The sequence below is a fragment of the Stenotrophomonas sp. 63632_Sma genome (assembly GCF_056482875.1).
Map to the genome: position 1 here is coordinate 1,395,121 of NZ_CM151220.1, position 23,654 is coordinate 1,418,774.

Sequence of the window (23,654 nt, forward strand, 5' to 3'; positions counted from 1 at the left end):
CGGTCAGGGTAGCGAGGGCAGGGGGAAGCGACAAGGACTTGACGGTGCGCCGATTGCGCGAATGTCGCCGGGCATGGCCCGGCGCCAGCGGAGGCGTTCACATTGCCGTGAAAGCGCCGGACGATACCCGGCAGCCGTTGTTCAAGCGATGGCTGTGATCGCGGGGGCTGGCGCTGTTTCCAGGCACTCGCGCACCGGGGCGAAGCTGCGCCGGTGCTCCACGCAGGGGCCGTGCTCGCGCAGGGCGGCCAGGTGGGCCGGGGTGCCGTAGCCCTTGTGCTGCTCGAAGCCGTACTGCGGATGGCGGGCATGCATCTCCTGCATGTAGCGGTCGCGCGAGACCTTGGCCAGGATCGAGGCGGCCATGATCGCGCGGTCGATGCCATCGCCGCCGACCAGCGCCTGCGCCGGCAGTACCAGACCCTTGGGCACCACGTTGCCATCGATGCGCGCGAAGCCGGCCACGTGGGCGACCGCTGCGACCACGTCGCGCATGCCCTGCAGGGTGGCCTGGTAGATGTTCAGACGGTCGATGGTGTCCACGTCCACCAGCACCACATGCCAGGCCAGGGCGCGCTCGATGATGCGGTCATGCAGCTGCTCGCGGCGCGCCGCGGTCAGCTGCTTGGAATCGTCCAGGCCGTTGATGCGCGGCCGTGCCGGGTCGAACACCACGGCCGCCACCGCGACCGGCCCGGCCAGCGGGCCACGACCGGCTTCGTCGACGCCGGCGACCAGGCGCTCCGGCTCGACCACCGCCGCGCCATCGAACAGGGTCAGGCTGGCCGCTGCGGCGTGGCGGCGGCTCATGCCTGGGCCTGGTCGCGCATCAGCAGCTCGCCGACGGCGTCGGCGGCACGTGCCGACGCATTGCGGCGCAGGCGCTCATGCAGGCGGGCATAGGTGTCCTGCAGGTCGGTCACCCGCTGCGGGTGGTCGAACCATTGCTGGATGGCCGCAGCCAGCTTGTCCGGCGTGCAGTCATGCTGCATCAGCTCCGGTGCCAGGTCCTGGCCGGCCAGGATGTTGGGCAGGGCAAAGCGGTCGACCTTGATCAGGCCGAATGCCTTGACCAGACGGTAGGTCAGCTCGTTGACACGGTAGCCGACCACCATCGGCCGCTTCACCAGCATCGCCTCCAGGGTCGCGGTACCGGACGCCAACACCACCACGTCGGCCGCGATCATGGCGTTGCGCGCCTGGCCGTCGAGCACATGCGAGTACGCGACCGGCAGCGCCGAGCGCGACAGCTGCTCTTCGATCAGCCGCTTGCATGCGGGGTTGGCGGCAGGCACCACCACGTGCAGGCCGGGGATGCGCTCGGAGACCTGCCAGGCGGCTTCGAAGAAGGGTTCACCGAGGCGCGAGATTTCGCCCAGGCGGCTGCCTGGCAACACCGCCAGCACCTTGGCCGACGTCGGCAGGCCAAGCGCGGCGCGCGCTTCCTCGCGGTTGCCCTGCAGGGGGATGTCATCGGCCATCGGATGGCCAACGAAACGCGCGTCGATGCCGTGCTTGGCATAGATGGGCGGTTCCATCGGGAACAGGCACAGCACCAGGTCGGCGCTGCTGCCGATCTTCTCGGCGCGCTTCTCGCGCCAGGCCCAGACCGAGGGGCTCACGTAATGCACGGTGCGCACGCCGCGCTGCTTCAGCCAGCGTTCGATGCCCAGGTTGAAGTCGGGCGCGTCGATGCCGATGAACACGTCCGGCTGCCATTCCAGCGCACGCTGGCGGAACGCGGAACGCAGTTTGAGCAGGCGTGGCAGATGGCGCAGTACTTCGGTCAGGCCCATCACCGCCAGCTCGCTGGCATCGTGCCAGGTCAGGCAGCCGGCGCTGCGCATGGCATCGCCACCGATGCCGGCGAATTCGGCATTCGGAAAGCGTGCCTTCAGTTCGCGCACCAGTCCCGCACCCAGCAGATCACCAGAGGCCTCACCGGCCACCAGCGCGATCCGCAAGGGGCGCTCGCTGAGCACCCGCTGCGCGGGGACGCTGCCGGCCATCGAGGCCAGCGGAATCACGGCGGCGCCGGCCGGCGCCTGGCCGGTCGTGCTGCTCATCGCAGCAAGGGCCTCTCGGCGTGCTCGATGAAGTCCAGCATGGCCTTCACGTCATCGCTGTCGCGCGCCTGTTCGGTCAGCTGCACCTTGGCTTCGGCCAGTGGCAGGCCCGCCACGTACAGCGTGCGGTAGGCACGCTTGATGGCGGAAATGCGCTCGGCGTCGAAGCCGCGGCGCTTCAGCCCTTCGCTGTTGATGCCGCGCGGGCGGCCCAACGAATCGGTGCCGACCATGGTGAACGGCGGAACATCGCCATTGGTCAGCGCGCCCATGCCGAGGAAGGCATGCGCGCCGATCCGGCAGAACTGGTGGGCCCCGGCGAAGCCGCTGATGATCACGTAGTCACCCACGGTCACGTGGCCGGCCAGGGTGGTGTTGTTGGAGAACACGCAGAAGTTGCCGACATGGCAGTCATGCGCCACGTGCGTGTAGGCCAGCATCCAGTTGTCGTCGCCGATGGTGGTGATGCCGCCGCCGCCGCCGGTGCCACGGTTCAGCGTGACGAACTCGCGGAACACATTGCGGTCGCCGATCACCAGCTCGGTGCGCTCCCCTGCATACTTCTTGTCCTGCGGTTCGCCACCGACGGCTGCGTGGCCGATGAAGCGGTTGTCGCGGCCGATCTTCGTCGGGCCGTGGATGCTGCAGTGGGGGCCGATCACCGTGCCGGCACCGATTTCCACATCGGCACCGATCAGGGTGAACGCGCCCACCTGGACGTCATCGGCCAGGCGCGCGGCCGGGTCGATGACGGCGGTCGGGTGGATCCGCGGTGCGTTGTCAGTCATTCCTGCCTCCAGTGGATCAGCCCTTGGCGCCGGCGCACATGACTTCGGCCGAGGCAACGACTTCACCGTTGACCTTGGCTTCGCCGTAGTACCAGCCCATGTTGCGGATCAGGCGCTTCATCTGCACATCCAGCATCAGCACGTCGCCGGGAACGACCTGCTTGTTGAAGCGGGCGTTTTCCACCTTGACCATGTAGAACAGCTTGGACTGCGAGTCACGGCCGAGCGTGAGCTGGGTCATCACGCCACCGGCCTGCGCCAGCGCTTCGATGATCAGTACGCCGGGCATGATCGGGCGGCCCGGGAAGTGGCCCTGGAAGAACGGCTCGTTGATGCTGACGTTCTTCTGCGCAAGGATGCGCTTGGCGTCGATGTCGAGCTCAAGCACCCGGTCCACCAGCAGGAACGGGTAGCGGTGCGGGAGCAGTTCCTGGATCTGGCAGACGTCGATCGGAAGCTGCAGCGTGTCGTTCATTCTTTCTCCTTGCCAGCAGCCAGGACGCGGCGAGCCAATGCGTCCAGCTGCTTGAAGCGCGCGGCGTTCTTGCGCCACGTGCGGTTGTCGGTCAACGGGGTGCCGGACGAGTACTCGCCCGGCTCATGGATGGAATTGCGGACCACCGACTTGCCGGTGATCACGACCTTGTCGCAGATCTCGAGGTGGCCGACCACGCCAACGTGGCCGCCGAGCAGGCAGTAGCGGCCGATCTTGGCGCTGCCGGCGATGCCGGTGCAGCCGGCGATGGCCGAGTGCGCACCGATCTGCACGTTGTGCGCGATCTGCACCAGGTTGTCCAGGCGCACGTCTTCGTCCAGCACGGTGTCTTCCAGCGCACCACGGTCGACGCAGGTGTTGGCGCCGATCTCGCAGTCATCGCCGATGCGCACGCCGCCGAGCTGCGGCACCTTGATCCATTTGCCGGCGTCCATGGCCAGGCCGAAGCCATCGGCGCCGAGCACGGCACCGGGATGCACACGAACCCGCTTGCCGAGCTTGACCCGGGTGACCAGGGTGACCCGCGCGATCAGTTCGCAGCCGTTGTCCAGGCTGCAGTCTTCGCCGATCACGCTGCCGGTGCCGATGATGCAGTTTTCGCCGACCACGCTGCGTGCGCCGACGGAGACGAACGGGCCGATATGCGCGCTGGCGGCGACCTGCGCGCTGGGATCGATGACGGCGCTGGGGTGGATGCCCGGCGGGCGCGTCGGCGCGATGTCGAACAGCGCGGCGATCTTGGCGAAGGTGGTGTACGGGTCCTTGGCCACAAGCGCGGCGCCGGGGGCGGCCTCGGCGTCGTCGGCACGCAGGACCACCAGCGAGGCCTGGCTGTCGGCCAGCTGGGCGCGGTAGCGCGGGTTGGCGAGGAAGGTCAGCTGGCCAGGACCGGCATGGGCGAGGGTGGCCACGCCATGGATGGCGGTGGCGGGGTCGCCGTGGACCTGCAGGCCGAACTGCTCGGCGAGTTGCTGGGCGGTGTAGGTGGGAGTATTCACGGCGGGAGTTTAACGTGTGACGGCATTGCGGTCATGCGGGGCGGTCATGCAGCCAACGGCAGGGCCCCTCGCGGCCGGCAGAGCCAGTGTCATGGGCTGGGTCGGACGGGGCGGGGCTGCGGGGGGCGGCGCAAGTACGTCCATGTAGCCTTGGTCGCCGCATCCATGCGGCTCACACCCCCGCAGCCCCACCCCGTCCGACCTCCGAGGGCGTGGCGCGAGTGCCAGCCACGGAAAAACAGAAAAGATCAAAAGCAGAGCGGGCGCTTCCGGCATCCAGGCCAAACGAAAACGCCGGGCAGAGCCCGGCGCTTCGCATCCCGTCTGGTGGAGAGCCCCCCTTCTGTTAAGGGGGGCGCGCCAGCGGCGCGGGGGATAGGTGAAATGCGCGGGCAATTCACCGGAGGTGGATCAGTTCTGAGGAACGTTGTTCCTCAGAACTGGCCACCGAACGTGAATTGCAGACGTTCGATCTTGTCATCGTCTTCCTTCTTCAGCGGGAAGGCGTAGCTGATCGAGATCGGGCCGACCGGGGCGCGCCACAGCAGGGCCACACCGGTGGACACGCGCAGTTCGTTGGCCTTGAAGTTCTTGGTGCCGTTGTAGACGTTACCGAAGTCGACGAAGGCGGACACGCGTGCCGACGGGCTGTCGAACAGGCGCGGGAAGTAGGCTTCGACCGAACCGACGGTCTTCAGCGAACCACCCAGCGGCTGGCCTTCCGGGTAGCCGTTGGTGACTTCGCGCGGGCCGAGGGTGTTGTCTTCGAAGCCGCGCACCGAGTTGGTACCGCCGGCGTAGAAGTTCTCGAAGAACGGCAGGCCGCTGGCGGTCACCGTACGGGTGGTGCCGTCCGGGTTGGTCAGCGTGCGGGTGTAGTCGTTGCCATAGGCATCGCCGTAGCCCACTTCGGCACGGGTGTTGATCACCAGCGACGGCATGATCGGCCAGTACTTGCTGATCTGGTAGTTCAGCTTGTAGTACTCGATGGTCGAACCCGGCAGCGTGGTTTCCAGGCCGATGCGCTGGTAGGTACCGCGGGTCGGCATGAAGTAGTCGTTGCGCGAGTCACGCGCCCAGCCCAGCTCGGTGCGCCAGGCATGGAACGTGCGCCTACCGACGGCGTTGATGTAGTCGATGATCGACTGCGGGGTCGAGCCCTGGTAGGTGGTGATCTGGTTGCTGTCGATGCCGAACATCAGCGAGACGGTATCGGTCTCGGTGATCGGCACGCCGAACACCACCTGCGCCGAACCATTGGTGCTGTTGTACTGCGCGGTGTTGAAGTCGGAGTAGTCCAGTTCGCGCCAGGACAGGTTGTAGCCCAGCGACACGCCGTCATCGGTGAAGTACGGGTTGGTGTAGCTGAAGCCGTAGCGCTGCAGGTAGCTGCTGCGCGAGGCTTCGACCGACACGCGGTTGCCGCCGCCGAGGAAGTTGTTCTGCGACAGCTGCACCGAGGTGGTCATGCCGTAGGACTGCGAGTAGCCCAGGCCGAACACGAAGCTGCCGGACGTGGTTTCCTTGACGTTGTAGACGACGTCGACCTGGTCGTTGCTGCCGCTTACGGCCGGGGTTTCAACATCCACCGACTCGAAGTAGCCCAGGCGCTGCAGGCGGATCTTGGAGCGGTCGATCGCGGCCTGCGAGTACCAGCTGTTCTCGAACTGGCGCATTTCGCGACGCATCACTTCGTCGGACGTACGCGTGTTGCCACGGAACAGGATGCGACGCACCGACACGCGCGGGCCGGGCACGACCTGCATGTTGATCGCCACGGTCTGCTCGGGGCGGTTGGTGGTCGGGATCGGGTTAACCTTGGCGAACGCGTAGCCGATGTTGGACAGCGAGTTGGTGATGGTGTCCGAGCTGAATTCCAGCAGCGCACGCGAGAACGTGTCGCCGGACTTCTGGATCACCATGCGCTCGACGTCCTCCTGCGGAAGGATCGTGTCGCCGCTGACCTTGATCTCGGAGATCTTGTACTGCGCACCTTCGGTCACGCCGGCGGTGAGGAACATGTCGCGCTTGTCGGGGCTGATCGACACCTGGGTCGAATCAATGCTGAAGTCGACATAGCCGCGGTCGAGGTACCAGGAATTGAGCTTTTCCAGGTCGCCGGACAGCTTTTCCTTGGAGTACTGGTCGTCACGGCGGTACCACGATGCCCAGTTGTGCTCCTTGGACTCCCAGGTCTCCAGGATGTCCTTGCTCTCGAACTTCTCGGTGCCGACCAGGTTGACGTGACGGATCTTGGCCGCCTTGCCTTCCTTGATGGCGATCGCGATGTCCACGCGGTTGCGGTCCAGCGGGCTCACCGTCGGGGTGATCTCGACGTTGTACTTGCCGCGGTCGTTGTACTGGCGACGCAGTTCCTGGGTCACGCGGTCCAGGCTCAGGCGATCGAAGGTGCCGCCCTCGGTCAGGCCGATGTCGGACAGGCCCTTGAGCAGCTGCTCGGACTTGATGTCCTTGTTGCCGGTCACGGTCAGCTTGTTGATCGCCGGGCGTTCCTTGACGGTCACCACCAGGATGCTGCCCTGGCGGTCCAGCTGCACGTCTTCGAAGAAGCCGGTCTTGTACAGGGCGCGGATGGTCTCGCCGACCTTGTTGTCGGTGACCGTCTCGCCACGCTCCACCGGCAGGTAGGTGAATACCGTGCCCGAGCTGATGCGCTGCAGGCCATCCACGCGGATGTCGCTGACAGTGAAGGGCTCGGCTGCCTGGGCCAGGGCGGGAGCGCCGGTGACGGCGGCGAGGGCGAGGGCCAGCAGGCGGCGATTGGGGAGTCGCGTCATGTCACGTCCGGTAGGAAGGTCGATTTCATTGGTGCGGGATGCCGACGCTGTAGACGGCAACAACGTGGAAAAGTTCATCGCGGGACCAGGCCGAGGATGTCGTTGTAGAACGCCAACCCCATCAGCCCGGCCAGCAACGCCAGGCCGATGTACTGGCCGGCGGCGATGGCACGCTCGCTCAGCGGGCTGCCCTTGACCAACTCGATAAGGTAATACAGCAGGTGGCCGCCGTCCAAGATCGGGATCGGCAACAGGTTGATGATGCACAGGCTGAGTGACAGCAGGGCAAGGAACTGCAGGAACCAGTCCAGGCCGCGTTTGGCCGAGATGTTGGCTACCCGGGCGATGGTGACGGGCCCGGAAACGTTCTGCAGCGAGGCTTTGCCGGTGACGATGCGGCCCATCATGCCCAGCGAATCGGCCGCCAGGCGGCCGGTTTCGCGCACGGCCACGGTGACCGCGTCGAGCGGGCCATAGCGCAGCAGGGTGTCGTAGGGAGGGCTGAACGAGGTCGGGAACTGCACGCCGATCTGCCAGATCGGCTCGCCCTTTGAATCCTTGCCCTGGCGCGGGGTGACTTCCAGCGCCAGGCGCTCGCCGCCCCGCAGGACCTCGATCATGCCCGGGCCGCCGGCGCGGCCCAGCGTCTGGATCTCGCCGATGACCTGGTCGGCGCCGTCGATGCGCTGGCCGTCGATCGCTACGATCAGATCGCCCGGCTGCAGCTGCCCGGCCACCACGGAGTCCGCGGTGAGCGACTCGACCAGCGCCGGTTGCAGCCACGACTGCCAGTACAGGCCAGCCAGGATCGGCACGCGCCGTTCATCGAAGCCGGGGGGCAGCTGCGACAGCGGCAGGCTGCGCACGCGCACCTGGTCGGCCGGGTCCAGCACTTCCAGCTTCACGTCGCGGCGGTCCATCGCGGCGGCGGTCAGCGCCATGCTGGCCTCGCCGAGGGTGACCACCGGGCGCTCGTCCACGCGCAGCACGCGGTCGCCGCTGGTCAGGCCGGCGCTGGCGGCGATGCCGCTGACACGGCCGATGGTCGGCGAATAATCCTGCTTGCCGATCACGAACATCGCCCACAGCAGCAGGATGCACAGCAGCAGGTTGGCGATCGGTCCGGCGGCGACGATGGCGATGCGCTGCCAGACGGTCTTGTGGTTGAAGGCCTGGCCGCGCTCGTGCGGGTGCACTTCGACCTCGCGCTCGTCCAGGAACTTCACATAGCCACCCAGCGGGATGGCGGCGATGGCAAACTCGGTGCCGTGCCTGTCCCGGCGCGACCACAGCGGCCGGCCGAAGCCGACCGAGAAGCGCAGGATCCTGACCCCGCACAGGCGCCCGACCCAGTAATGCCCGAACTCGTGGAACGTGACCAGCAGCCCGAGGCTGACAATCATCCACCAGACCGATCCGATGAAGTCAGTCATGCAGGCTCACAGTGGCGGGCAGGGGCGGCGTCGTCATGCTGGGCGAGGCGGTCGTTCAGGCGGCGTCGATGGCGTTCAGGGTCAGCTGGCGTGCCCGCTGGTCGGCGGACAACAGGACCTCCAGTGTATCGGCTGGCTGGGTCGGCAGTGTTGAAAGAGCGTTAGCAACCAGCTCCGGGATGGTCAGGAAACCGATCCGGCCCTGAAGAAACGCTGAAACCGCCTCTTCATTGGCAGCGTTCAGCACCGCCGGGGCGGTGCCGCCGGCCTGCATCGCCTGCCAGGCCAGGGCCAGGCAGGGGAAGGCGTCGGTGTCCGGGGCCTCGAAATCGAGCCGGCCCTGGGCCAGCAGATCCAGCCCGGATACGCCCGATTCAATGCGTTGTGGCCAGCCCAGGCCAACGGCCAGTGTGGTGCGCATGTCCGGCAGGCCCATCTGCGCCAGGGTCGAGCCGTCCACGAACTCGACCAGCGAGTGGACCAGGCTCTGCGGGTGCACCAGCACTTCGATGCGCTCTCCGGGGATGCCGAACAGGTGGTGGGCCTCGATCACTTCCAGGCCCTTGTTCATCAACGTCGCCGAATCGACCGAGATCTTCGGCCCCATCGACCACTTCGGGTGGGCAACGGCCTGGGCCGGGGTGACCTGGGCCAGCTCGGCGCGGCTGCGGCCACGGAACGGGCCGCCGGAGGCGGTCAGCAGGATGCGGCGCACGCCGGCGCCATCGACGCTGGCATCGCGCGAGCGCAGGCACTGGAAGATCGCGCTGTGTTCGCTGTCGATCGGGATGATCTCGGCGCCGGCGCGTTCTGCGGTGCGGGTCAGCAGCTCACCGGCCAGCACCAGCGATTCCTTGTTGGCCAGCAGGATGCGCTTGCCCGCGGCGGCGGCGGCCAGGGTGGAAGACAGCCCGGCCGCACCGACGATGGCGGCGACCACGGTGTCGCAGGCATCGCTGGCGGCCAGCTGGTCCAGCGCGGCATGGCCGGCATGCGCCTCGGTGGCCAGTCCGGCATCGCGCAGGCCATCGCGCAGCTCAGCGAACAGCGATTCGTCGGCGATCACCGCGTGCGCGGGCCGGTGCTGGCGGCACAGTGCCAGCAACGCCTGCACCTGACGACCGGCGGCCAGCACGGTGGCCTGGTAGCGCTGCGGGTGGCGGGCGATCACGTCCAGCGTGGAGGCACCGATCGAGCCGGTGGCGCCGAATACGGCGACCCGGCGCAGGTCTGCGACAGCATTCATGGTCAGAACCCGAAGATTTCCTTGCCGAGTGCGAACACCGGCACTGCAGCCAGGACGCCGTCGACACGGTCGAGTACGCCACCATGGCCCGGAATCAGGTGGCCCGAGTCCTTGGCGCCCGCGTGGCGCTTGATCAGGCTTTCGAACAGATCACCCAGCACCGAGGCGAACACGGCCACCACCGAAGTGATCAGCAGGCCCGGCAGGTGTGCGGTATCGATGCCGGCCAGCCAGCCCAGGCCGACGGCCACGGCGACACCGGCCAGCAGGCCGCCGAACAGGCCTTCCCAGGTCTTGTTGGGGCTGATGCGCGGGGCCAGCTTGTGCTTGCCGAAGTGACGGCCGGCGAAATAGGCGCCCGAATCGGCCGCCCAGACCAGTGCCAGCGCTGCCAGCAGCCACAGGTGGCCCTGCTTGCCCGGCGGATCGCCGCCGGCATGGATCAGCACCAGCGCGGCCCAGGCCGGAACGATGGCCAGCGTACCGGCCAGCATCTTCACGATGCGCGAGGGTGCCGACGGCTGCGCGCCGAAATTGAAGAAGCGCAGCCAGACCAGCGCCGCCAGCCACCAGGCAACACCGGCCAATGTGGTGATCTGGAACAGCACCAGCGTGCTGCCATCGGCCCACACCAGCAGCACCATCAGCAGCAGGTTCAGTACCAGCAGCACGGTGCGCGCCAGGGTGTCTTCGATGCCGGCCAGCTTCAGCCACTCCCACAGGCCGATCAGCAGCACCGCAGCGGCCGCCGCTGCCAGCCATTGGGTCGGCAGCAGCAGGATCGCGGCAATGGCGACCGGCGCCATGATCAGCGCGGCAAGGACTCGGGTCTTGGTCATGGGCTGGAAGTCTCGGTGGCCAGTGCGGCGATCTGGGCGCTGGTCAGGCCGAAACGACGCTCACGGCTGCCGTAGGCGTCCAGCGCCTGCTGCAGCAGGGCGGGATCGAAGTCTGGCCACAGCGCCTCGGTGAACCACAGCTCGGTGTACGCCAGCTGCCACAGCAGGAAGTTGCTGATGCGGGTGTCGCCACCGGTGCGGATGAACAGGTCCGGTGGCGGCAGGTCGGCCAGGGCGACCTGGCTGCCCAGCAGCGATTCGTCGATCTGTTCGGGCAGCAGGCGGCCGGCGGCGACTTCAGCGGCCAGCGCGCGCGCGGCACGGGCGATGTCCTGGCGGCCACCGTAGCTGGCGGCGATCGACAGGGTCAGGGTGGTGTTGTCTGCGGTGCGCTGCTCGGCCAGCTGCATGCGGCTGACCAGCCCGGCACCGAAGCGTTCGCGCTCGCCGATGAAGCGCACGCGCACGCCGCGCCGATGCAGCTCGTCCACTTCGCGGTCGAGCGCGCCGAGGAACAGCTTCATCAACGCATCGACTTCTTCCTGCGGCCGGCCCCAGTTCTCGCTGGAAAACGCGAACAGGGTCAGCGCCGGAATTCCCAGCTCAAGGCAGCGCTCGATGGTGCGGTTGACCGCACGCGCGCCGGCCCGGTGGCCGATCACGCGCGGACGACGGCGCTGCTGTGCCCAGCGCCCATTGCCATCCATGATGATGGCAATGTGGCGGGGCAGGGCGGCCGGCAACGGAGGCGGGACTGAAGGCATCGACTTCAGACCGACAGCAGTTCTTTTTCCTTGTCGGCAACGACCTTGTCGACGTCCTTGATGTTGGTGTCGGTCAACTTCTGGATGTCGTCCTCACCGCGCTTCTTCTCGTCTTCGCTGATCGCCTTGTCCTTGACCAGCTTGGCGATTTCCTTGTTCGCGTCCTGACGGATGTTGCGGATCGCGATCTTGGCGCCTTCGCCTTCCTTCTGCACCTGCTTGGCCAGCTCCTTGCGGCGCTCTTCGGTCGGCGGCGGCATGTTGATGCGGATCGCGGTGCCCAGGGTGTTCGGGGTGAACTCGGCGTTGTAGAGACCCTTTTCGATCTCCTTGATCATGCTCTTGTCGAACGGCGTGACCAGCAGCGAGTGGGCGTCGGCGTTGGAGATCGATGCGACCTGGTTCAGCGGGGTGCTGGCGTTGCCATAGGCGCTGACCGTGACGCGGTCCAGCAGGGCCGGGGTGGCGCGGCCGGTGCGGATCGAGGTGAGGGTGTGCTTCAGAGCGTCGATGCTCTTGGCCATGCGCGTCTGCGCGTTGTTCTTGATGTCGTTGAGCATCGCCCGGTCCTGGGTGTAACTGGAATCGGGCGATTATAGGCGAATACGGGACGCTGCCGGGCCAGAATCGGCCCGGAGCTCGCCTGGCGCTCAGGCTCAGGCCGGGTCGCGGCCCTGGACCAGGGTGCCGATGTTCGCGCCGCTGAGGATCTTCAGCAGCTCGCCCGGCTGGCCCATGTCGAACACGCGCATCGGCAGGTCGCTGTCGCGGGCCAGTGCGAAGGCCGCGGTATCCATCACTTCCAGGCCGCGGCGGATCACTTCGTCGTAGCTCAGGCTGTCGAAACGGACCGCGTCGCTGTGCTTGTTCGGGTCCTTGTCGTACACGCCATCGACCTTGGTGGCCTTCAGCAGCAGGTCGGCACCGATCTCGATCGCACGCAGCGCGGCGCCGGAGTCGGTGGTGAAGAACGGGCTGCCGACGCCGGCGGCGAAAATCACCAGGCGGCCCTTTTCCAGGTGGCGGATGGCGCGGCGGCGGATGTAGTCCTCGCACACGTCGTTGATCTTGATCGCGCTCATCACGCGGGCCTTGGCGCCCAGCTTTTCCAGGGCGTCCTGCATGGCCAGGGCGTTGATGACCGTGGCCAGCATGCCCATCTGGTCGCCGGTGACCCGGTCCATGCCGCCAGCGGCCAGGCCGGCGCCGCGGAAGATGTTGCCGCCGCCGATCACCAGCGCCACTTCGGCACCGGCCTGCTGGGCTTCGATGACCTCACGGGCCAGGCGATTGATGATCTTCGGGTCGATGCCGTAGTCCTCATCTCCCATCAGCGCCTCCCCGGACAGTTTCAGAAGGATGCGGCGATAGGCGAGCTTGGACATAGGGACCTCGGGTGCGTGGAAATCGCGGGCGATTCTACGCGCATGCGGCGTTGGGCCAAAGTGTTTTGTGCACTGCGGCGCGAAATCCTGCCGTCCGCCCCGCTCACGCGGGGCGTCCCGTTCAGCCCAGCTCGGCGCCGGCGGTGGCTGAAAGCTCGTCGTGGCCGAGGGCGCCGGGGGAGCGGGCGATCACCCGGTTGCGGCCCAGGTTCTTCGAGCGGTACAGCACATCGTCGGCTGCGCGCAGCAGGTCCTGCACGTCGGCAAAGCGTTCGTAGCCGCCCTGGGTGGCCACGCCGGCGGAGAAGGTGACGAACAGCGGGCCTTCCTCCAGCTCGGCCATCGGCGTGGCGACGATGTTGGCCAGCACGCGCCGGATCACGTCCAGCGCCACCGATTCACTGGTGTTGGGCAGCAGCGCGACGAATTCCTCGCCACCGAAGCGGGCCACGGTGTCGCTGTTGCGCAGCTGGCCCTGCAGCTTGCCGGCAAAGGCGCGCAGCACCTCGTCGCCGGTCAGGTGGCCGTGGGCATCATTGATCTTCTTGAAGTCGTCCAGGTCGATGAAGGCCACCGACAGCGGCCAGCCCTGGCGCCCGGCGCGCAGGAACTCCTGTTCCAGCACCGCCTCCAGCTGGCGGCGGTTGAGCACGCCGGTCAGGGCGTCGCGGTGGGCCTGGTCGGCCAGGCGCTTGGCCCGCGCCTCGAATTCGTCGGCGCGGCGGCGTGCCTGATCGGCATCCTGCAGCTCGCGCAGGTTGCGCAGGGTGGCCAGTTCCTGCGCGTGGTCGATCAGCTCCCGGACCCGCGAGGGCGAGTTCAGGCCGGCCTCGAACAAGCTGGCGATATCCGGAAGGGCATCGCTGATGCGGGTCAGCACCTGATCGAAACGGGCGCTGTCGAGCTCCAGCCGGTCATGCACCTGGTGCAGAGCGCGTTCGCGGGCGGCATCGGCGTCTTCGTCCAGCCAGATGTCGGCAACAGCGCCGGACAGCTGCACGCATGCCTGGAACGGCGAATCGGCAGCGTCGTCGTCCTCGCTGTGGCTGATGCTTTCCACCAGGTAGCGCGGCAGGCCCCACTGTTCGGCCACCCAGGCGCCGACATCGGCGTGGCTGCAGCCCAGTTCCTCGCGCTCGCGTGCGACCAGATCGGTATTGTCACGGGCTTCGCGCAGCAGTGGCAGGTAGCGCTCCGATTCGGCCTGGGCCAGGCACAGCACGCCCAGGTCCTGCAGCAGCCCGGCCAGCATCAGTTCCTCCAGCCGACGCAGGCCGCGTGCCTGGCCCAGCTGGCTGGCGGCCAGGGCGCTGAGAATGCTGCGCTTCCACGCGCGCTGGCGCAGGTCGTGGTCGGCACCGCCGCCACCGGTCAGGCCCTGGGTGACGGTGAAGCCGAGGGCGAGGCTGATCGTGGCATTCAGGCCGAGCATGGTCAGCGCCTGGCCGAGGTTCTCGATGCGGCGGCGGCTGGCGTACAGCGGCGAATTGGCGATGCGCAGCATGCGAGCGCTCAGCGCCATGTCGATGGCGATGATGTCGGCGGCGGTGGCGATATCCGCTTCCGGGTCCTGGGCCAGCTCGATGATGCGCAGGGCAATACCGGGTGGCGAGGGCAGGTTGCGGCAGAGCGCCAGGGCAGCTGTCAGCTCGGGAGGCATGTCGGGTCGTTCAATTCCATTGGGACAAGAATACCTAGGAATGCATCACAGTCCGCGATTTTCGTTCCTGCTATGTGACTGTGGATTCCCTGCGCCGAGTATCGGCTTGATTCGCGCGCAACGCAAAGGTGCCGGTTGTGCGCACCAACGGTGCGCACCGGCCGATGGGGCATGGGTTCATCCCTTGGCCCATACATAAAAAAAGAGCCGCGGTTTCCCGCGGCTCCTTCTGGTCGCTTCACAGCCGGAAGGCTGGAATCAGACCTGCATCGCCTTGGCAACTTCAGCGGCGTAGTCTTCCACCACCTTCTCGATGCCTTCGCCGACGATCAGCAGCTTGAAGCCCGCCACGTCGGCGCCAGCGGCCTTGACCACCTGCTCGACGGTGGTGTCGCCCAGCACGTAGGTCTGGCCGTACAGGGTCACGTCGCTGACGATCTTGTTGATCTTGCCGCTGATGATCTTTTCCAGGATCTCGGCCGGCTTGGCCTTGTCCTTTTCGGACATCTTGGCCAGCTCGATTTCCTTTTCCTTCTCGACGAACTCGGCCGGGACGTCCGCAGCCTTGTTGTGCGGCGGCTTCAGGGCTGCCACGTGCATGGCCAGGCCACGGGCCAGCTCGACGTCGCCGCCGACCAGGTCGACCAGCACGCCAACCTTGCCGTTGGTGTGGACGTAGGCGCCGATGGTGTTGTTGCCATCAACCTTCACCATGCGACGGATCTGGATGTTTTCACCCAGGGTCTGCACGGCGGTGGCGCGGGCTTCTTCAACGGTGCGGCCATCGGCCAGCTTGGCAGCCTTCACGGCTTCGACGTCGTTGGCGCCCGATGCCAGGGCGGCAGCGGCGACGGCATTGACGAAGGACTTGAAGTTGTCATCGTTGGCGACGAAGTCGGTTTCCGAGTTGACTTCGACCAGCACGGCCTTGCCGCCATCCTGGGCCAGGCCCAGACGGCCTTCGGCGGCCACGCGGTCAGCCTTCTTGTCGGCCTTGGCAGCGCCGGACTTGCGCATGGCTTCAGCAGCAGCGTTGATGTCGCCGTTGGCTTCGGTGAGAGCCTTCTTGCATTCCATCATGCCGGCGCCGGTGCGCTCGCGCAGTTCCTTGACCAGGGAAGCAGTGATTTCCACGGGATTACCTCACGAAAGAAAGGGGTTGGGCCGGCATGGTGGCCGGCCCGTGTGACACGGTCCTGTCACGCGCCAAAGGCTGCGCGCAGGGAGGGTGGACGCCGGGCGTCCACCCCGGGGCCTGGATCAGGCCTGGGCGTCGTCGCCCTTCTTGGCAGCCTTCTTGGCCGGAGCGCGGCGGGCCGGCTTCTCTTCGCCTTCAGCAGCGGCTTCGGCGAACTCTTCCTCACGCACCGAAGCAGCGTGCGGAGCAGCAGCCTTGCCTTCCAGCACGGCGTCGGCAGCGGCGCGGGCGTACAGCTGCACAGCGCGGATGGCGTCGTCGTTGCCCGGGATGGCGTAGTCCACCAGTTCCGGGTTGTAGTTGGTGTCGACCACGGCGATGACCGGGATGCCCAGCTTCTTGGCTTCCTTGATCGCGATGTCTTCGTGGCCGATGTCGATCACGAAGATGGCGTCCGGCAGACGGTTCATGTCCTTGATGCCGCCCAGCGAGGCTTCCAGCTTGTCGCGCTCGCGACGCAGGCCCAGCACTTCGTGCTTGACCAGCTTCTCGAAGGTGCCGTCGGTTTCACCGGCTTCCAGTTCCTTCAGGCGGGCAACAGACTGCTTGACGGTACGGAAGTTGGTCAGGGTGCCGCCCAGCCAACGCTGGTTCATGAACGGCATGCCGCAACGCTCGGCTTCTTCCTTGATGGTTTCGCGGGCGCTGCGCTTGGTGCCCAGGAACAGGACGGTGCCGCGCTTCTGGGCAACCGACGAGATGAAGTTCATCGCATCGTTGAACAGCGGGACGGTCTTTTCCAGGTTGATGATGTGGATCTTGCCGCGGGCGCCGAAGATGTACGGAGCCATCTTCGGGTTCCAGTAGCGGGTCTGGTGGCCGAAGTGGACGCCGGCTTCCAGCATCTGACGCATGGTGACCTGGGGCATTGCAATACTCCTGATATGGAACCGGCGATTCCGCCCGCGGGGATAGGTATGCGGGACGCGTGGAAGCGCGGATGGTTCCGGGGTTGGGCTTCCCTGTTGCCTCCGTGGCCGAACTCCTTGCGGAGCACCCCGGCACGGATGGGGGCAGCAGGTGTGGATTCACCGGTGACGTCCGGTGTGGACGGTCTCCCGCGCACGCAGGCGGCAGGAATCCGGTCGATTATAGCCCGCTGGGAGCGCTCGCTGCAATTGCCGGGTCCGGCGCGGTCAGATCGACCACGCGGCCGTCCTGCAGCCGGGCCTGGAAATGGCCACCGGCATAGCTGTCGGCATGGACGGGGAGGGCCCAGCGGCGTTCCCGGCCCGCCAGCAGGTAGCCGGCCAGTCCCGGCAGCAGCAGGGTGCGGCGTCCATCGCCGGCGACGAACGCAAGATCGTGCAGGCGGGCGTGAACGGAACCTGCGTTGCGCAGTCGCAGAAGAGGCTGCGACGTGCCGGATTCGATTCCGGCATGCAGGTCCGGCCGCGCCAGGGGCGCCGCATGCCCCCGGAACAAGGGCAGCGAGTAGCGTGGCAGGCCCGGTCCGCTGGGGCTCAGGATCACCCGGTAGGCCTGCTCGACGGCAACGGGCGACGTCTCCCGAGGCAGCAGCCAGATGCGTTGACGGGTGCCGGGCGGGAGGTCGAGCCGGGCGGGGCTGGCCAGGATCTGGTCGCTGGGCCGCAGCTTTTCCGCATCGACCTGCTGTTCCCAGGCCAGGATCCGAACCTCGCCCTGCCAGCGGCCGGGCCCGGGGTTGTAAAGCCACAGCTCGCCGTGCCCCCCTTCGGCGGGCAGCTGCAGGGTGGTGGGCACCAGGTCCAGCGCCGCAGCGGGCAGTGCCAGCAGCAGTGCCAGCAGGCTCAGCAGGATGCGCATCAGTAGATGAGGGTCACGGCAGGCGCCGCGTCGTCGCTGTCGGCCGGCGGCGCGAGGTCGCGGATCTGTTGCGGAAGCTCGGGCGCGTCGCTGCGCCGGTGCGGTGCCGTGCATCGGGTGTTGCCGGCATCACTGCTGCAGCCCTCGACCACAGTCAGCCGGATCTGCAGGGAGGTGCTGCCGGGATCGGCCCACGCGGGCGTACTGGCGACCAGCATCGCCCCGATCAGAAGTGCGCGAACCACCTGCCATCCACCGTACTGTAGGACCCGTTGCGCGGTATCGGCCGGATCGGCCGAATCTGTAGGCTCGACTGCCAGTCGACTGGTCCTGGCGCAGGAGGGATGCGCACATCCACGCACGGCGTGGATCTACCGGAACCCACCCCGGTGGGTGCCGACGATTCCAAACCCACCCCGGTGGGTGCCGACCATTCCAATCCATCCCGGTGGATGCCGACCGTTGGTCGGCACACAGGTCAGTAAGTGATCGTCACCTGCACCAGATCGTTGTAGGTACCGGCCGGGGGCTGGCCGGTGACCGGCGGCACCCGGCCATGGATGGTCAGCTGCTGCGCGCTGCCATTTCCGGTGCCGCCAACGGTATCGACATTGAGGGTATTGCCCCAGCGCAGGCTGCGCGCGGCGTCGCGGTACAGCTCATAGGGGAGGTAGTAGGTGCCGCTGCCAATGGTGGTGGCCATGCGCCGGGTGGTGGAGGCGGCGGGGTTGTTCTGGCCGTTGTTGAGGCTGATCTGGTAGGCGGTGTTCTTCAGGCAGGTCAGCGTGAGCGTGGCGGTCCGGTCGATGTTGGCGGAAATGCTGCCGGTGACGTTGCCGAAGTCCATGTTGGTGGTGACGTAGCTGCCGCATTGCGGCAGCACGTTGGCAGTGGCAGTGAAGCTGAAGGCCGCACTGGCGCTGTTGGTGCCGGTTGCGCCGCCGTTGCAGGTGGCCGGCACGGTGGCGTTGCCGAGCAGGACTTCATTCCAGGCCCAGGTGAGCACCACGTTGGCGCCACTGAAGGTGCTGCTGTAAGCACCCGAAGCGAGGATCTGGTTGGCGGGGATCTGCGCGAACAGCTGCACGGACTGCGCACCGCTGCCGCCGGTCAGCAGCGGCACGTTGTAGCTCATGGTCAGTTCCTGCGCCGGCGGCGTGCCGCGTGGCACCAGGCCGGTGACCTGGCCGTAGCTGGCGTTGTTGTAGAGCTGGAAATTCATGGTGTCGCTGCTGGAAGTGGACATCGTGCGGAAGGTGGAGGTGCTGCCGCCGCCACTGCCTGCGCCGATACCCACGCAGACGCGGACGCCGGTGGTGGCCAGCAGGCTCAGTGCGGCGGTGGTGCAGGTCACCGTGATGTTCAGCGTCGCCGCCGTAGGGCCGGGAGCGTTGCTGTTGATGTTGCCGAACGGCAGAGTCGGGTTCGCGGTTGCCGTGCAGACCGCTGTCGCCTGGGCCGGTAGTGCCACGAGCAGGCCGGCGAACAGCAGCATGCCGAGCAGCAGCACTCTCATTGCGCCACCTCCGGGATGCACGGCAGCGGTGCCGGCTTCGGCCGGGCGCCGGACGCCACTACCTTGGGCTGCTCGGGTACCTTCACCCGGCACTGGCCGCGGCTGGTGGTGATGTACAGCACGCTGCCGGCAGCGACGTCTTCCAGATACAGCAGGCCGTCATAGCCCACCGTGGCCTGGCGTCCGCCGGGCAACTGCACTTCGCTGCCCACTTCCAGCGGCTGCCCGTCCATGCTCTGCAGCGTCAGGCTCAGAGAGGGCCGCGAGCGCAACTGGAATGTCACGTGGGTCCCAGCGCGCTGGCGCGGCGTCACCCAGTCCTCGATGCGGTCGGCACGCATGTCCTCGGGCAGGTCCAGGGTGTCGATCGAGACCCGGTTGCGCTGCCAGGACAGCAGCGGGCTGACCAGCAACAGGCCACGATCATCGGTGACGCCGATCAGGCGGTTCTCCAGCCGCACCGGCACGCCACCAACACCATTGGTGCTGATCACCGCGAATGCATCGGAGACCTCGCGGGTGGCAAACGCGTGCCCGCCCATCCAGACCAGGCTGCCACTGGCGCTGCCGTAGGCATAGTTGAGCCCGCCCTGGCGCGAGGCCCCGAAGGAGTAGCGGCCGACGTCATTGAGGATGCCGACTTCGGCCAGGCCGCCACTGCCGTCCTCGCCGTGGCGCACCTGCGCGCGCCAACCGATGCCGCCTGCACTGCCATCGCCGGGCACCGGCTGGGTGACGTCGGCCACCCAGGTCTGGCTGTCGCCATTGCGCTGGCTGGACAGGCTGGCCTGGCGGTTGTTGCCCAGGCTGGCCGTCACCGACAGATAGATGCTGCGGTCATCACTCTGGTCCAGGTTCTGGTTCACCGAGAGGTAGGCCGACCAGCGCTGGCTCCAGGTCCGCGACCAGAACAGGCTGGCGTAGCGGTTGTCTTCGCCATCGGGGTAGCGCAGGCGCAGGTAGCTGGCGCTGAGCGTGCCCAGCCGCAGCAGATCGGCGCCGACCGTGGCCTGTTCGCTGATGCTGGGTGGCAGGTTGCCCTGCAGTGCGCCCAGGTCGCGGTAATCACCATGGCTGCGCACGGTGCGCAGATTGACGTTGAGTCGGCGGTTGTTCCAGCTGTAGCCCAGTGCCCATTGCCCGCCCTGCAGGCCCTGGTAGTTGCTGTGCGCATAGGCGGCGTTGAACACGCCCGCGCCACCCAGCAGCCACCCGCCGCCGATGCCGGCCTGGGCCAGGCCACCGCCGCCTTCGGCATGCGCTTCAGCGGTGAAGGTATCGCTGATGCCGCCGCGCCAGCTGGCACTGGCCACGGTGCGGTCGTCGTAGGCGAAGGAGCGCTGGCCGAAGTCCTCGCGCAGTTGGCCAACACCGACCGACCAGTCCGACAGGCCCTTGGCCAGCAGTTGCTGGGTGCCATAGAAGCTGAAATCCAGGGTCTGCATGCGGCCGAATGCGTCGGTGACCACCACCTGTGCGCTGCCGGTGCCGCTGATGCCCGGCTGTGCGGCCAGCTGGAACGGGCCGACCGGGACCTGGCCGCTGTACTGGCGCAGGCCATCGACGTACAGCTCGACCGTGGACGGCACCACCGCCTGGCCGAGGAAACTGGGCGTGGGGGTCAGCACGCGATAGGGCTGCAGGCCGTAGTTGCGACCGATCTGCAGGCCACCCAGGCGCACCGGACGGGTCCAGTCGACGAAGCCGCTGTAGAAATCGCCGACCTCCAGCGTCATCGCCTGGTCGGGGAAATCCAGGCTCCAGCGCGTATCCAGGCGCACGCTCTCCCCTCGCCAGCGACGGTCGCCAGGCTGCTGGTAGCGCCTGCTGACCGCGGTGTTTTCGAAGGTGCCGTTGCCGACGCCGAACAGGCGCAGTTCGGAGCTCAGGCTGAGGTTGCCCAGCGTATCCACCCGGCTGCCATACACGTCGTAGTTGAGCAGCAGTCCGGGTGAGGCACTGCCTGCGGGCGCGCGTGTCTGCGGGCGGCTGAGCACGGTGGTTGGCAGGGTCAGCTGGTCCAGTGGCACGTCCAGCGCCAGGGTCTGCAGGCGTGCGTCATAGCGCACCACCGCGCCGCTGATCTGGTCCAGGTACACCGGTGCATCGCCGTGGGCGTTGAAGCCGAGCTGGCGCAGTACGTCGGGGCTGGCCTGCAGGCGGCCACGGTTCTCGATGAAAGGCAGCAGTCCGCGTGGGGTGCTGTTGAGCGAAACGTCCAGGTACAGCGTCTGGTTGGCGGTCAACGGTGTGGGCGGTGGCAGCATCGCATCGGCGGAGATGCCTGATACATCGGCGGTGGCGGTAGCCGCTGCACCGGACACATCGGCGGCTTGGGTCGCCGCAGGAGCCAGGGCAGCAAGCAGCGCGCCCATCAACGCCTCAGCGAGCCGATGGGGGCGACAGCGGCGTCTGTTCCGACTCGCCATTGAGCTTGGCCGTGATCTGGTCGTTGTCGCGGTCGATCGCCGTGCGCTCGATCGGCCAGCGCATCACCTGCCCGGGCAGCACGTAACCCAGCAGTCCGGGATGCACGATGCGTGGGCGCGTGGGGCTGCCCAGCGCAAGATCGGCGATCTGCGCATAGCTGTTGCCTGCGTTGGCCACCTCGACGCCGTTGCGGCCATCGGGCAACTGCACCAGGCGGGCCTGCAGCTGCGGCGCAAGCTTGCCGGCGGCGGGCTGCACGAACACCGGTATCGAATAGCGCAGCACGAACTGCATGCCGTCGGCGCGGGTGGCCAGGTCGGGCACCTCGTCGACAATCAGCCTGTAGTACTGCTGTGCCGGCGGTGGCGTCCTGTCCGGACGCATCACCCGGACCAGCTGCTGCTGCCCGGCAGCCAGTTCCTGCATCGGCGGGGTGACCACCAGTTCATCGGTGGGCAACAGTTGCTCCTGGCCGTCCTGCTGCACCCAGCGGAACACCCGAACCTGCAGCTTCACCGGCGAGGTGCCACTGTTGGTCAGCCAAAGCTCGCCGGCACGCTGGCGCGCTTCCAGCTGCAGGCTGGTCGGGGCGACCTGCAGGCTGGTGGCTTCGACCGGGGCGGCGAATACCAGGCTCAGGACGAGCAGCGCCACGCCGGTGGCGCGCCACGGGCGGGGTCCGGCCATGCGGGCGTGCTCCATCAATAGGTGATCGTGGCGGTAACCGTATCCAGGTAGTTGCCGGTCGCCGGGTTGTTGGTGCTCAGGTTCAGGATCTGGCCGTAGACGATGTAGGGCACGGCCAGGCCGGTGCCGATGCCAGCCTGGGTGTTGGTGCCGGAGGTGGCACCCCAGACCAGGGTGTGCGCGGCGTCCTGGTAGAGCTGGTAGCCGACGTAGTTGTTGGCGGTCACCGCGGCGTTGGTGTTCTTCATCCGGCGAGTGGTGACGTCATTGGCGGTGCTGGCATTGGCACCCGCATTCAGTGAAATCGTGTACGGGGTCAGTGCCGAGCACTGGGCGGTCACCGTGCCCTGGCCCAGGGTGGGGGTCGCGGTGGTCGAGGCCGCCGTGCCGAAGTCAACGTTGGTGGCGGCAGCAGCCGTGATCGTGCAGGCCTTGGTCACCACCAGGGTGACATTGAAGGTGGTGGTGTCTGCGGCCAGGGCCGGGCCGGACAGCAGCACCCCGGCCAGGGCCCAGGCAAGCGGGGAACGAAGCGCGGATCGCATGGACAACCTCCCTGACCCGAAGGTCCGTTGAACAAGGCGAAGGCGGCACGTTCGGCACCGCTTCGGCGACGGTGACCCCAGCTTAGGAGGCGTAAGTGTCTGTATTCCGTGATAAACAGGGAGGCGAAAGGGGGGCGGCGATCACGCTTTCACTTTCCTTGCCGGAACCGTGCATGGCCCGGATCGCCAGTTGGGTGGCGTTCGTTCAGATTGTGGCCGGATCGGCGATAATGGGGGCCATGAGCGTGAATCTGAAAACCCCGCAGGAAATCGAGATGATGCGAATCGCCGGCCGCATGGCCAGCGAAGTGCTCGACATCGTCACCCCCCACGTCAAGCCCGGTGTCACCACCGAGGAACTGGACCGCATCTGCCACGACCACATCGTGAACGTGCAGGGCGCCGTTCCGGCCAACGTCGGCTACCGCGGCTTCCCGAAGACCGTGTGCACCTCGGTCAACAACGTCATCTGCCATGGCATCCCCAGCGAAGGGAAGGTGCTCAAGGATGGCGACATCATCAACATCGACGTCACCGTCATCAAGGATGGCTGGCACGGCGACACCAGCCGCATGTACTTCGTCGGCACCCCGTCGGTGATGGCCCGCCGCCTGGTGGAAACCACCTACGAAGCCATGTGGCGCGGCATCCGCGCGGTGCGTCCGGGCGCGACCCTGGGCGACATCGGCCATGCCATCCAGAGCTATGCCGAAGGCGAGCGTTTCAGCGTGGTGCGCGAGTACTGCGGCCACGGCATCGGCAAGGTCTACCACGATGAACCGCAGGTGGTGCATTACGGCCGCCCGGGCCAGGGCCTGGTGCTGCAGCCTGGCATGACCTTCACCATCGAGCCGATGATCAACGAGGGCACCCGCTACAACAAGGTGCTGCCGGATGGCTGGACCGTGGTGACCAAGGACCGCAAGCTGTCGGCACAGTGGGAGCACATGATCGCGGTCACCGAGACCGGCGTGGACGTGCTGACCCTGTCGCCGGGCGAGTCGCAGGTCTCCTGAG

At 67.1% G+C, this 23,654-nt stretch carries 22 protein-coding genes; 1 reads left to right on the forward strand and 21 read right to left on the reverse strand.

The features are described from left to right. Window positions 1-141 precede the first annotated feature (141 nt). The 21 genes from ACZK45_RS06385 to ACZK45_RS06485 form a co-directional block, all read right to left on the reverse strand. Entirely contained in the window at window positions 142-810 is a 669-nt protein-coding gene (locus ACZK45_RS06385; protein WP_253143335.1) for a ribonuclease HII, read from the reverse strand. Next, window positions 807-2,009: a lipid-A-disaccharide synthase gene (lpxB, locus tag ACZK45_RS06390; RefSeq protein WP_100437555.1), complete on the reverse strand. Its 1,203-nt coding sequence runs from the start codon at window positions 2,007-2,009 to the stop codon at window positions 807-809. Before lpxB ends, ACZK45_RS06385 begins: the two co-directional genes overlap by 4 nt. A 53-nt stretch (window positions 2,010-2,062) precedes the next feature. Next, complete coding sequence (gene lpxA, locus ACZK45_RS06395) at window positions 2,063-2,854, reverse strand: acyl-ACP--UDP-N-acetylglucosamine O-acyltransferase (protein ID WP_032128327.1); 792 nt, start codon at window positions 2,852-2,854, stop codon at window positions 2,063-2,065. A 16-nt stretch (window positions 2,855-2,870) separates the two neighbouring features. Next, the gene (gene fabZ / locus ACZK45_RS06400; protein ID WP_032128326.1) at window positions 2,871-3,329 is read right to left on the reverse strand and encodes a 3-hydroxyacyl-ACP dehydratase FabZ; all 459 of its coding nucleotides are present in this window, start codon (window positions 3,327-3,329) and stop codon (window positions 2,871-2,873) included. Further along, window positions 3,326-4,348, reverse strand: a complete 1,023-nt coding sequence (lpxD, locus tag ACZK45_RS06405) for a UDP-3-O-(3-hydroxymyristoyl)glucosamine N-acyltransferase (RefSeq protein WP_010486339.1) — start codon at window positions 4,346-4,348, stop codon at window positions 3,326-3,328. The genes fabZ and lpxD overlap by 4 nt, the downstream gene beginning before the upstream one ends. A 434-nt stretch (window positions 4,349-4,782) precedes the next feature. Continuing rightward, window positions 4,783-7,146, reverse strand: a complete 2,364-nt coding sequence (bamA, locus tag ACZK45_RS06410) for an outer membrane protein assembly factor BamA (RefSeq protein ID WP_049463624.1) — start codon at window positions 7,144-7,146, stop codon at window positions 4,783-4,785. 74 nt (window positions 7,147-7,220) lie between these two features. Beyond that, on the reverse strand, window positions 7,221-8,579 hold the full coding sequence (gene rseP, locus ACZK45_RS06415) for an RIP metalloprotease RseP (protein ID WP_197614916.1): 1,359 nt from the start codon (window positions 8,577-8,579) through the stop codon (window positions 7,221-7,223). A gap of 55 nt (window positions 8,580-8,634) precedes the next feature. Then, complete coding sequence (locus tag ACZK45_RS06420) at window positions 8,635-9,825, reverse strand: 1-deoxy-D-xylulose-5-phosphate reductoisomerase (RefSeq protein ID WP_049399539.1); 1,191 nt, start codon at window positions 9,823-9,825, stop codon at window positions 8,635-8,637. 2 nt (window positions 9,826-9,827) lie between these two features. After that, window positions 9,828-10,664, reverse strand: coding sequence for a phosphatidate cytidylyltransferase (locus tag ACZK45_RS06425; protein WP_010486331.1), 837 nt, complete (start codon window positions 10,662-10,664; stop codon window positions 9,828-9,830). Next, window positions 10,661-11,428, reverse strand: coding sequence for a polyprenyl diphosphate synthase (uppS, locus tag ACZK45_RS06430; protein WP_032127943.1), 768 nt, complete (start codon window positions 11,426-11,428; stop codon window positions 10,661-10,663). The genes ACZK45_RS06425 and uppS overlap by 4 nt, the downstream gene beginning before the upstream one ends. A 5-nt stretch (window positions 11,429-11,433) precedes the next feature. Further along, window positions 11,434-11,988 (reverse strand): ribosome recycling factor, encoded by a 555-nt coding sequence (gene frr, locus ACZK45_RS06435; protein ID WP_032127942.1) that lies wholly within the window; start codon window positions 11,986-11,988, stop codon window positions 11,434-11,436. A gap of 96 nt (window positions 11,989-12,084) precedes the next feature. Continuing rightward, window positions 12,085-12,813, reverse strand: coding sequence for a UMP kinase (gene pyrH, locus ACZK45_RS06440; protein WP_032127941.1), 729 nt, complete (start codon window positions 12,811-12,813; stop codon window positions 12,085-12,087). Between the two features lie 121 nt (window positions 12,814-12,934). After that, window positions 12,935-14,473: a GGDEF domain-containing protein gene (locus tag ACZK45_RS06445; RefSeq protein WP_132809702.1), complete on the reverse strand. Its 1,539-nt coding sequence runs from the start codon at window positions 14,471-14,473 to the stop codon at window positions 12,935-12,937. Between the two features lie 258 nt (window positions 14,474-14,731). Then, a complete protein-coding gene (gene tsf, locus ACZK45_RS06450) occupies window positions 14,732-15,607 on the reverse strand; it encodes a translation elongation factor Ts (RefSeq protein WP_032127939.1) in 876 nt (291 codons plus the stop codon). 126 nt (window positions 15,608-15,733) lie between these two features. After that, on the reverse strand, window positions 15,734-16,540 hold the full coding sequence (gene rpsB / locus ACZK45_RS06455) for a 30S ribosomal protein S2 (protein WP_005408748.1): 807 nt from the start codon (window positions 16,538-16,540) through the stop codon (window positions 15,734-15,736). A gap of 220 nt (window positions 16,541-16,760) precedes the next feature. Then, entirely contained in the window at window positions 16,761-17,459 is a 699-nt protein-coding gene (locus ACZK45_RS06460; protein ID WP_125893837.1) for a fimbrial biogenesis chaperone, read from the reverse strand. After that, on the reverse strand, window positions 17,459-17,677 hold the full coding sequence (locus tag ACZK45_RS06465) for a hypothetical protein (RefSeq protein WP_049399532.1): 219 nt from the start codon (window positions 17,675-17,677) through the stop codon (window positions 17,459-17,461). Before ACZK45_RS06465 ends, ACZK45_RS06460 begins: the two co-directional genes overlap by 1 nt. Before the next feature lie 260 nt (window positions 17,678-17,937). Next, window positions 17,938-18,975: a Csu type fimbrial protein gene (locus tag ACZK45_RS06470; protein WP_346484886.1), complete on the reverse strand. Its 1,038-nt coding sequence runs from the start codon at window positions 18,973-18,975 to the stop codon at window positions 17,938-17,940. After that, complete coding sequence (locus ACZK45_RS06475) at window positions 18,972-21,350, reverse strand: fimbria/pilus outer membrane usher protein (protein WP_478445601.1); 2,379 nt, start codon at window positions 21,348-21,350, stop codon at window positions 18,972-18,974. The genes ACZK45_RS06470 and ACZK45_RS06475 overlap by 4 nt, the downstream gene beginning before the upstream one ends. 7 nt (window positions 21,351-21,357) lie before the next feature. Continuing rightward, window positions 21,358-22,107 (reverse strand): fimbrial biogenesis chaperone, encoded by a 750-nt coding sequence (locus tag ACZK45_RS06480; RefSeq protein ID WP_049399527.1) that lies wholly within the window; start codon window positions 22,105-22,107, stop codon window positions 21,358-21,360. Beyond that, a complete protein-coding gene (locus ACZK45_RS06485; protein WP_032127934.1) occupies window positions 22,107-22,637 on the reverse strand; it encodes a Csu type fimbrial protein in 531 nt (176 codons plus the stop codon). Before ACZK45_RS06485 ends, ACZK45_RS06480 begins: the two co-directional genes overlap by 1 nt. Window positions 22,638-22,810: 173 nt before the next feature. Between ACZK45_RS06485 and map the strand changes: the two genes are divergently transcribed. Then, on the forward strand, window positions 22,811-23,653 hold the full coding sequence (map, locus tag ACZK45_RS06490) for a type I methionyl aminopeptidase (protein ID WP_080355365.1): 843 nt from the start codon (window positions 22,811-22,813) through the stop codon (window positions 23,651-23,653). The last annotated feature ends 1 nt before the right edge of the window (window position 23,654 follow it).

What these genes read in the sequence shown, in the direction of transcription:
- map (WP_080355365.1), top strand. Translation starts at nt 22,811, where the DNA reads ATGGCCCGGATCGCCAGTTGGGTGGCGTTCGTTCAGATTGTGGCCGGA.
- rseP (WP_197614916.1), bottom strand. Translation starts at nt 8,579, where the DNA reads ATGACTGACTTCATCGGATCGGTCTGGTGGATGATTGTCAGCCTCGGG.
- lpxB (WP_100437555.1), bottom strand. Translation starts at nt 2,009, where the DNA reads ATGGCCGGCAGCGTCCCCGCGCAGCGGGTGCTCAGCGAGCGCCCCTTG.
- ACZK45_RS06445 (WP_132809702.1), bottom strand. Translation starts at nt 14,473, where the DNA reads ATGCCTCCCGAGCTGACAGCTGCCCTGGCGCTCTGCCGCAACCTGCCC.
- ACZK45_RS06465 (WP_049399532.1), bottom strand. Translation starts at nt 17,677, where the DNA reads ATGCTGGTCGCCAGTACGCCCGCGTGGGCCGATCCCGGCAGCACCTCC.
- fabZ (WP_032128326.1), bottom strand. Translation starts at nt 3,329, where the DNA reads ATGAACGACACGCTGCAGCTTCCGATCGACGTCTGCCAGATCCAGGAA.
- bamA (WP_049463624.1), bottom strand. Translation starts at nt 7,146, where the DNA reads ATGACGCGACTCCCCAATCGCCGCCTGCTGGCCCTCGCCCTCGCCGCC.
- frr (WP_032127942.1), bottom strand. Translation starts at nt 11,988, where the DNA reads ATGCTCAACGACATCAAGAACAACGCGCAGACGCGCATGGCCAAGAGC.
- rpsB (WP_005408748.1), bottom strand. Translation starts at nt 16,540, where the DNA reads ATGCCCCAGGTCACCATGCGTCAGATGCTGGAAGCCGGCGTCCACTTC.
- ACZK45_RS06460 (WP_125893837.1), bottom strand. Translation starts at nt 17,459, where the DNA reads ATGCGCATCCTGCTGAGCCTGCTGGCACTGCTGCTGGCACTGCCCGCT.
- ACZK45_RS06475 (WP_478445601.1), bottom strand. Translation starts at nt 21,350, where the DNA reads ATGGGCGCGCTGCTTGCTGCCCTGGCTCCTGCGGCGACCCAAGCCGCC.
- ACZK45_RS06420 (WP_049399539.1), bottom strand. Translation starts at nt 9,825, where the DNA reads ATGAATGCTGTCGCAGACCTGCGCCGGGTCGCCGTATTCGGCGCCACC.
- uppS (WP_032127943.1), bottom strand. Translation starts at nt 11,428, where the DNA reads ATGCCTTCAGTCCCGCCTCCGTTGCCGGCCGCCCTGCCCCGCCACATT.
- ACZK45_RS06385 (WP_253143335.1), bottom strand. Translation starts at nt 810, where the DNA reads ATGAGCCGCCGCCACGCCGCAGCGGCCAGCCTGACCCTGTTCGATGGC.
- pyrH (WP_032127941.1), bottom strand. Translation starts at nt 12,813, where the DNA reads ATGTCCAAGCTCGCCTATCGCCGCATCCTTCTGAAACTGTCCGGGGAG.
- ACZK45_RS06425 (WP_010486331.1), bottom strand. Translation starts at nt 10,664, where the DNA reads ATGACCAAGACCCGAGTCCTTGCCGCGCTGATCATGGCGCCGGTCGCC.
- ACZK45_RS06485 (WP_032127934.1), bottom strand. Translation starts at nt 22,637, where the DNA reads ATGCGATCCGCGCTTCGTTCCCCGCTTGCCTGGGCCCTGGCCGGGGTG.
- ACZK45_RS06470 (WP_346484886.1), bottom strand. Translation starts at nt 18,975, where the DNA reads ATGAGAGTGCTGCTGCTCGGCATGCTGCTGTTCGCCGGCCTGCTCGTG.
- lpxA (WP_032128327.1), bottom strand. Translation starts at nt 2,854, where the DNA reads ATGACTGACAACGCACCGCGGATCCACCCGACCGCCGTCATCGACCCG.
- ACZK45_RS06480 (WP_049399527.1), bottom strand. Translation starts at nt 22,107, where the DNA reads ATGGAGCACGCCCGCATGGCCGGACCCCGCCCGTGGCGCGCCACCGGC.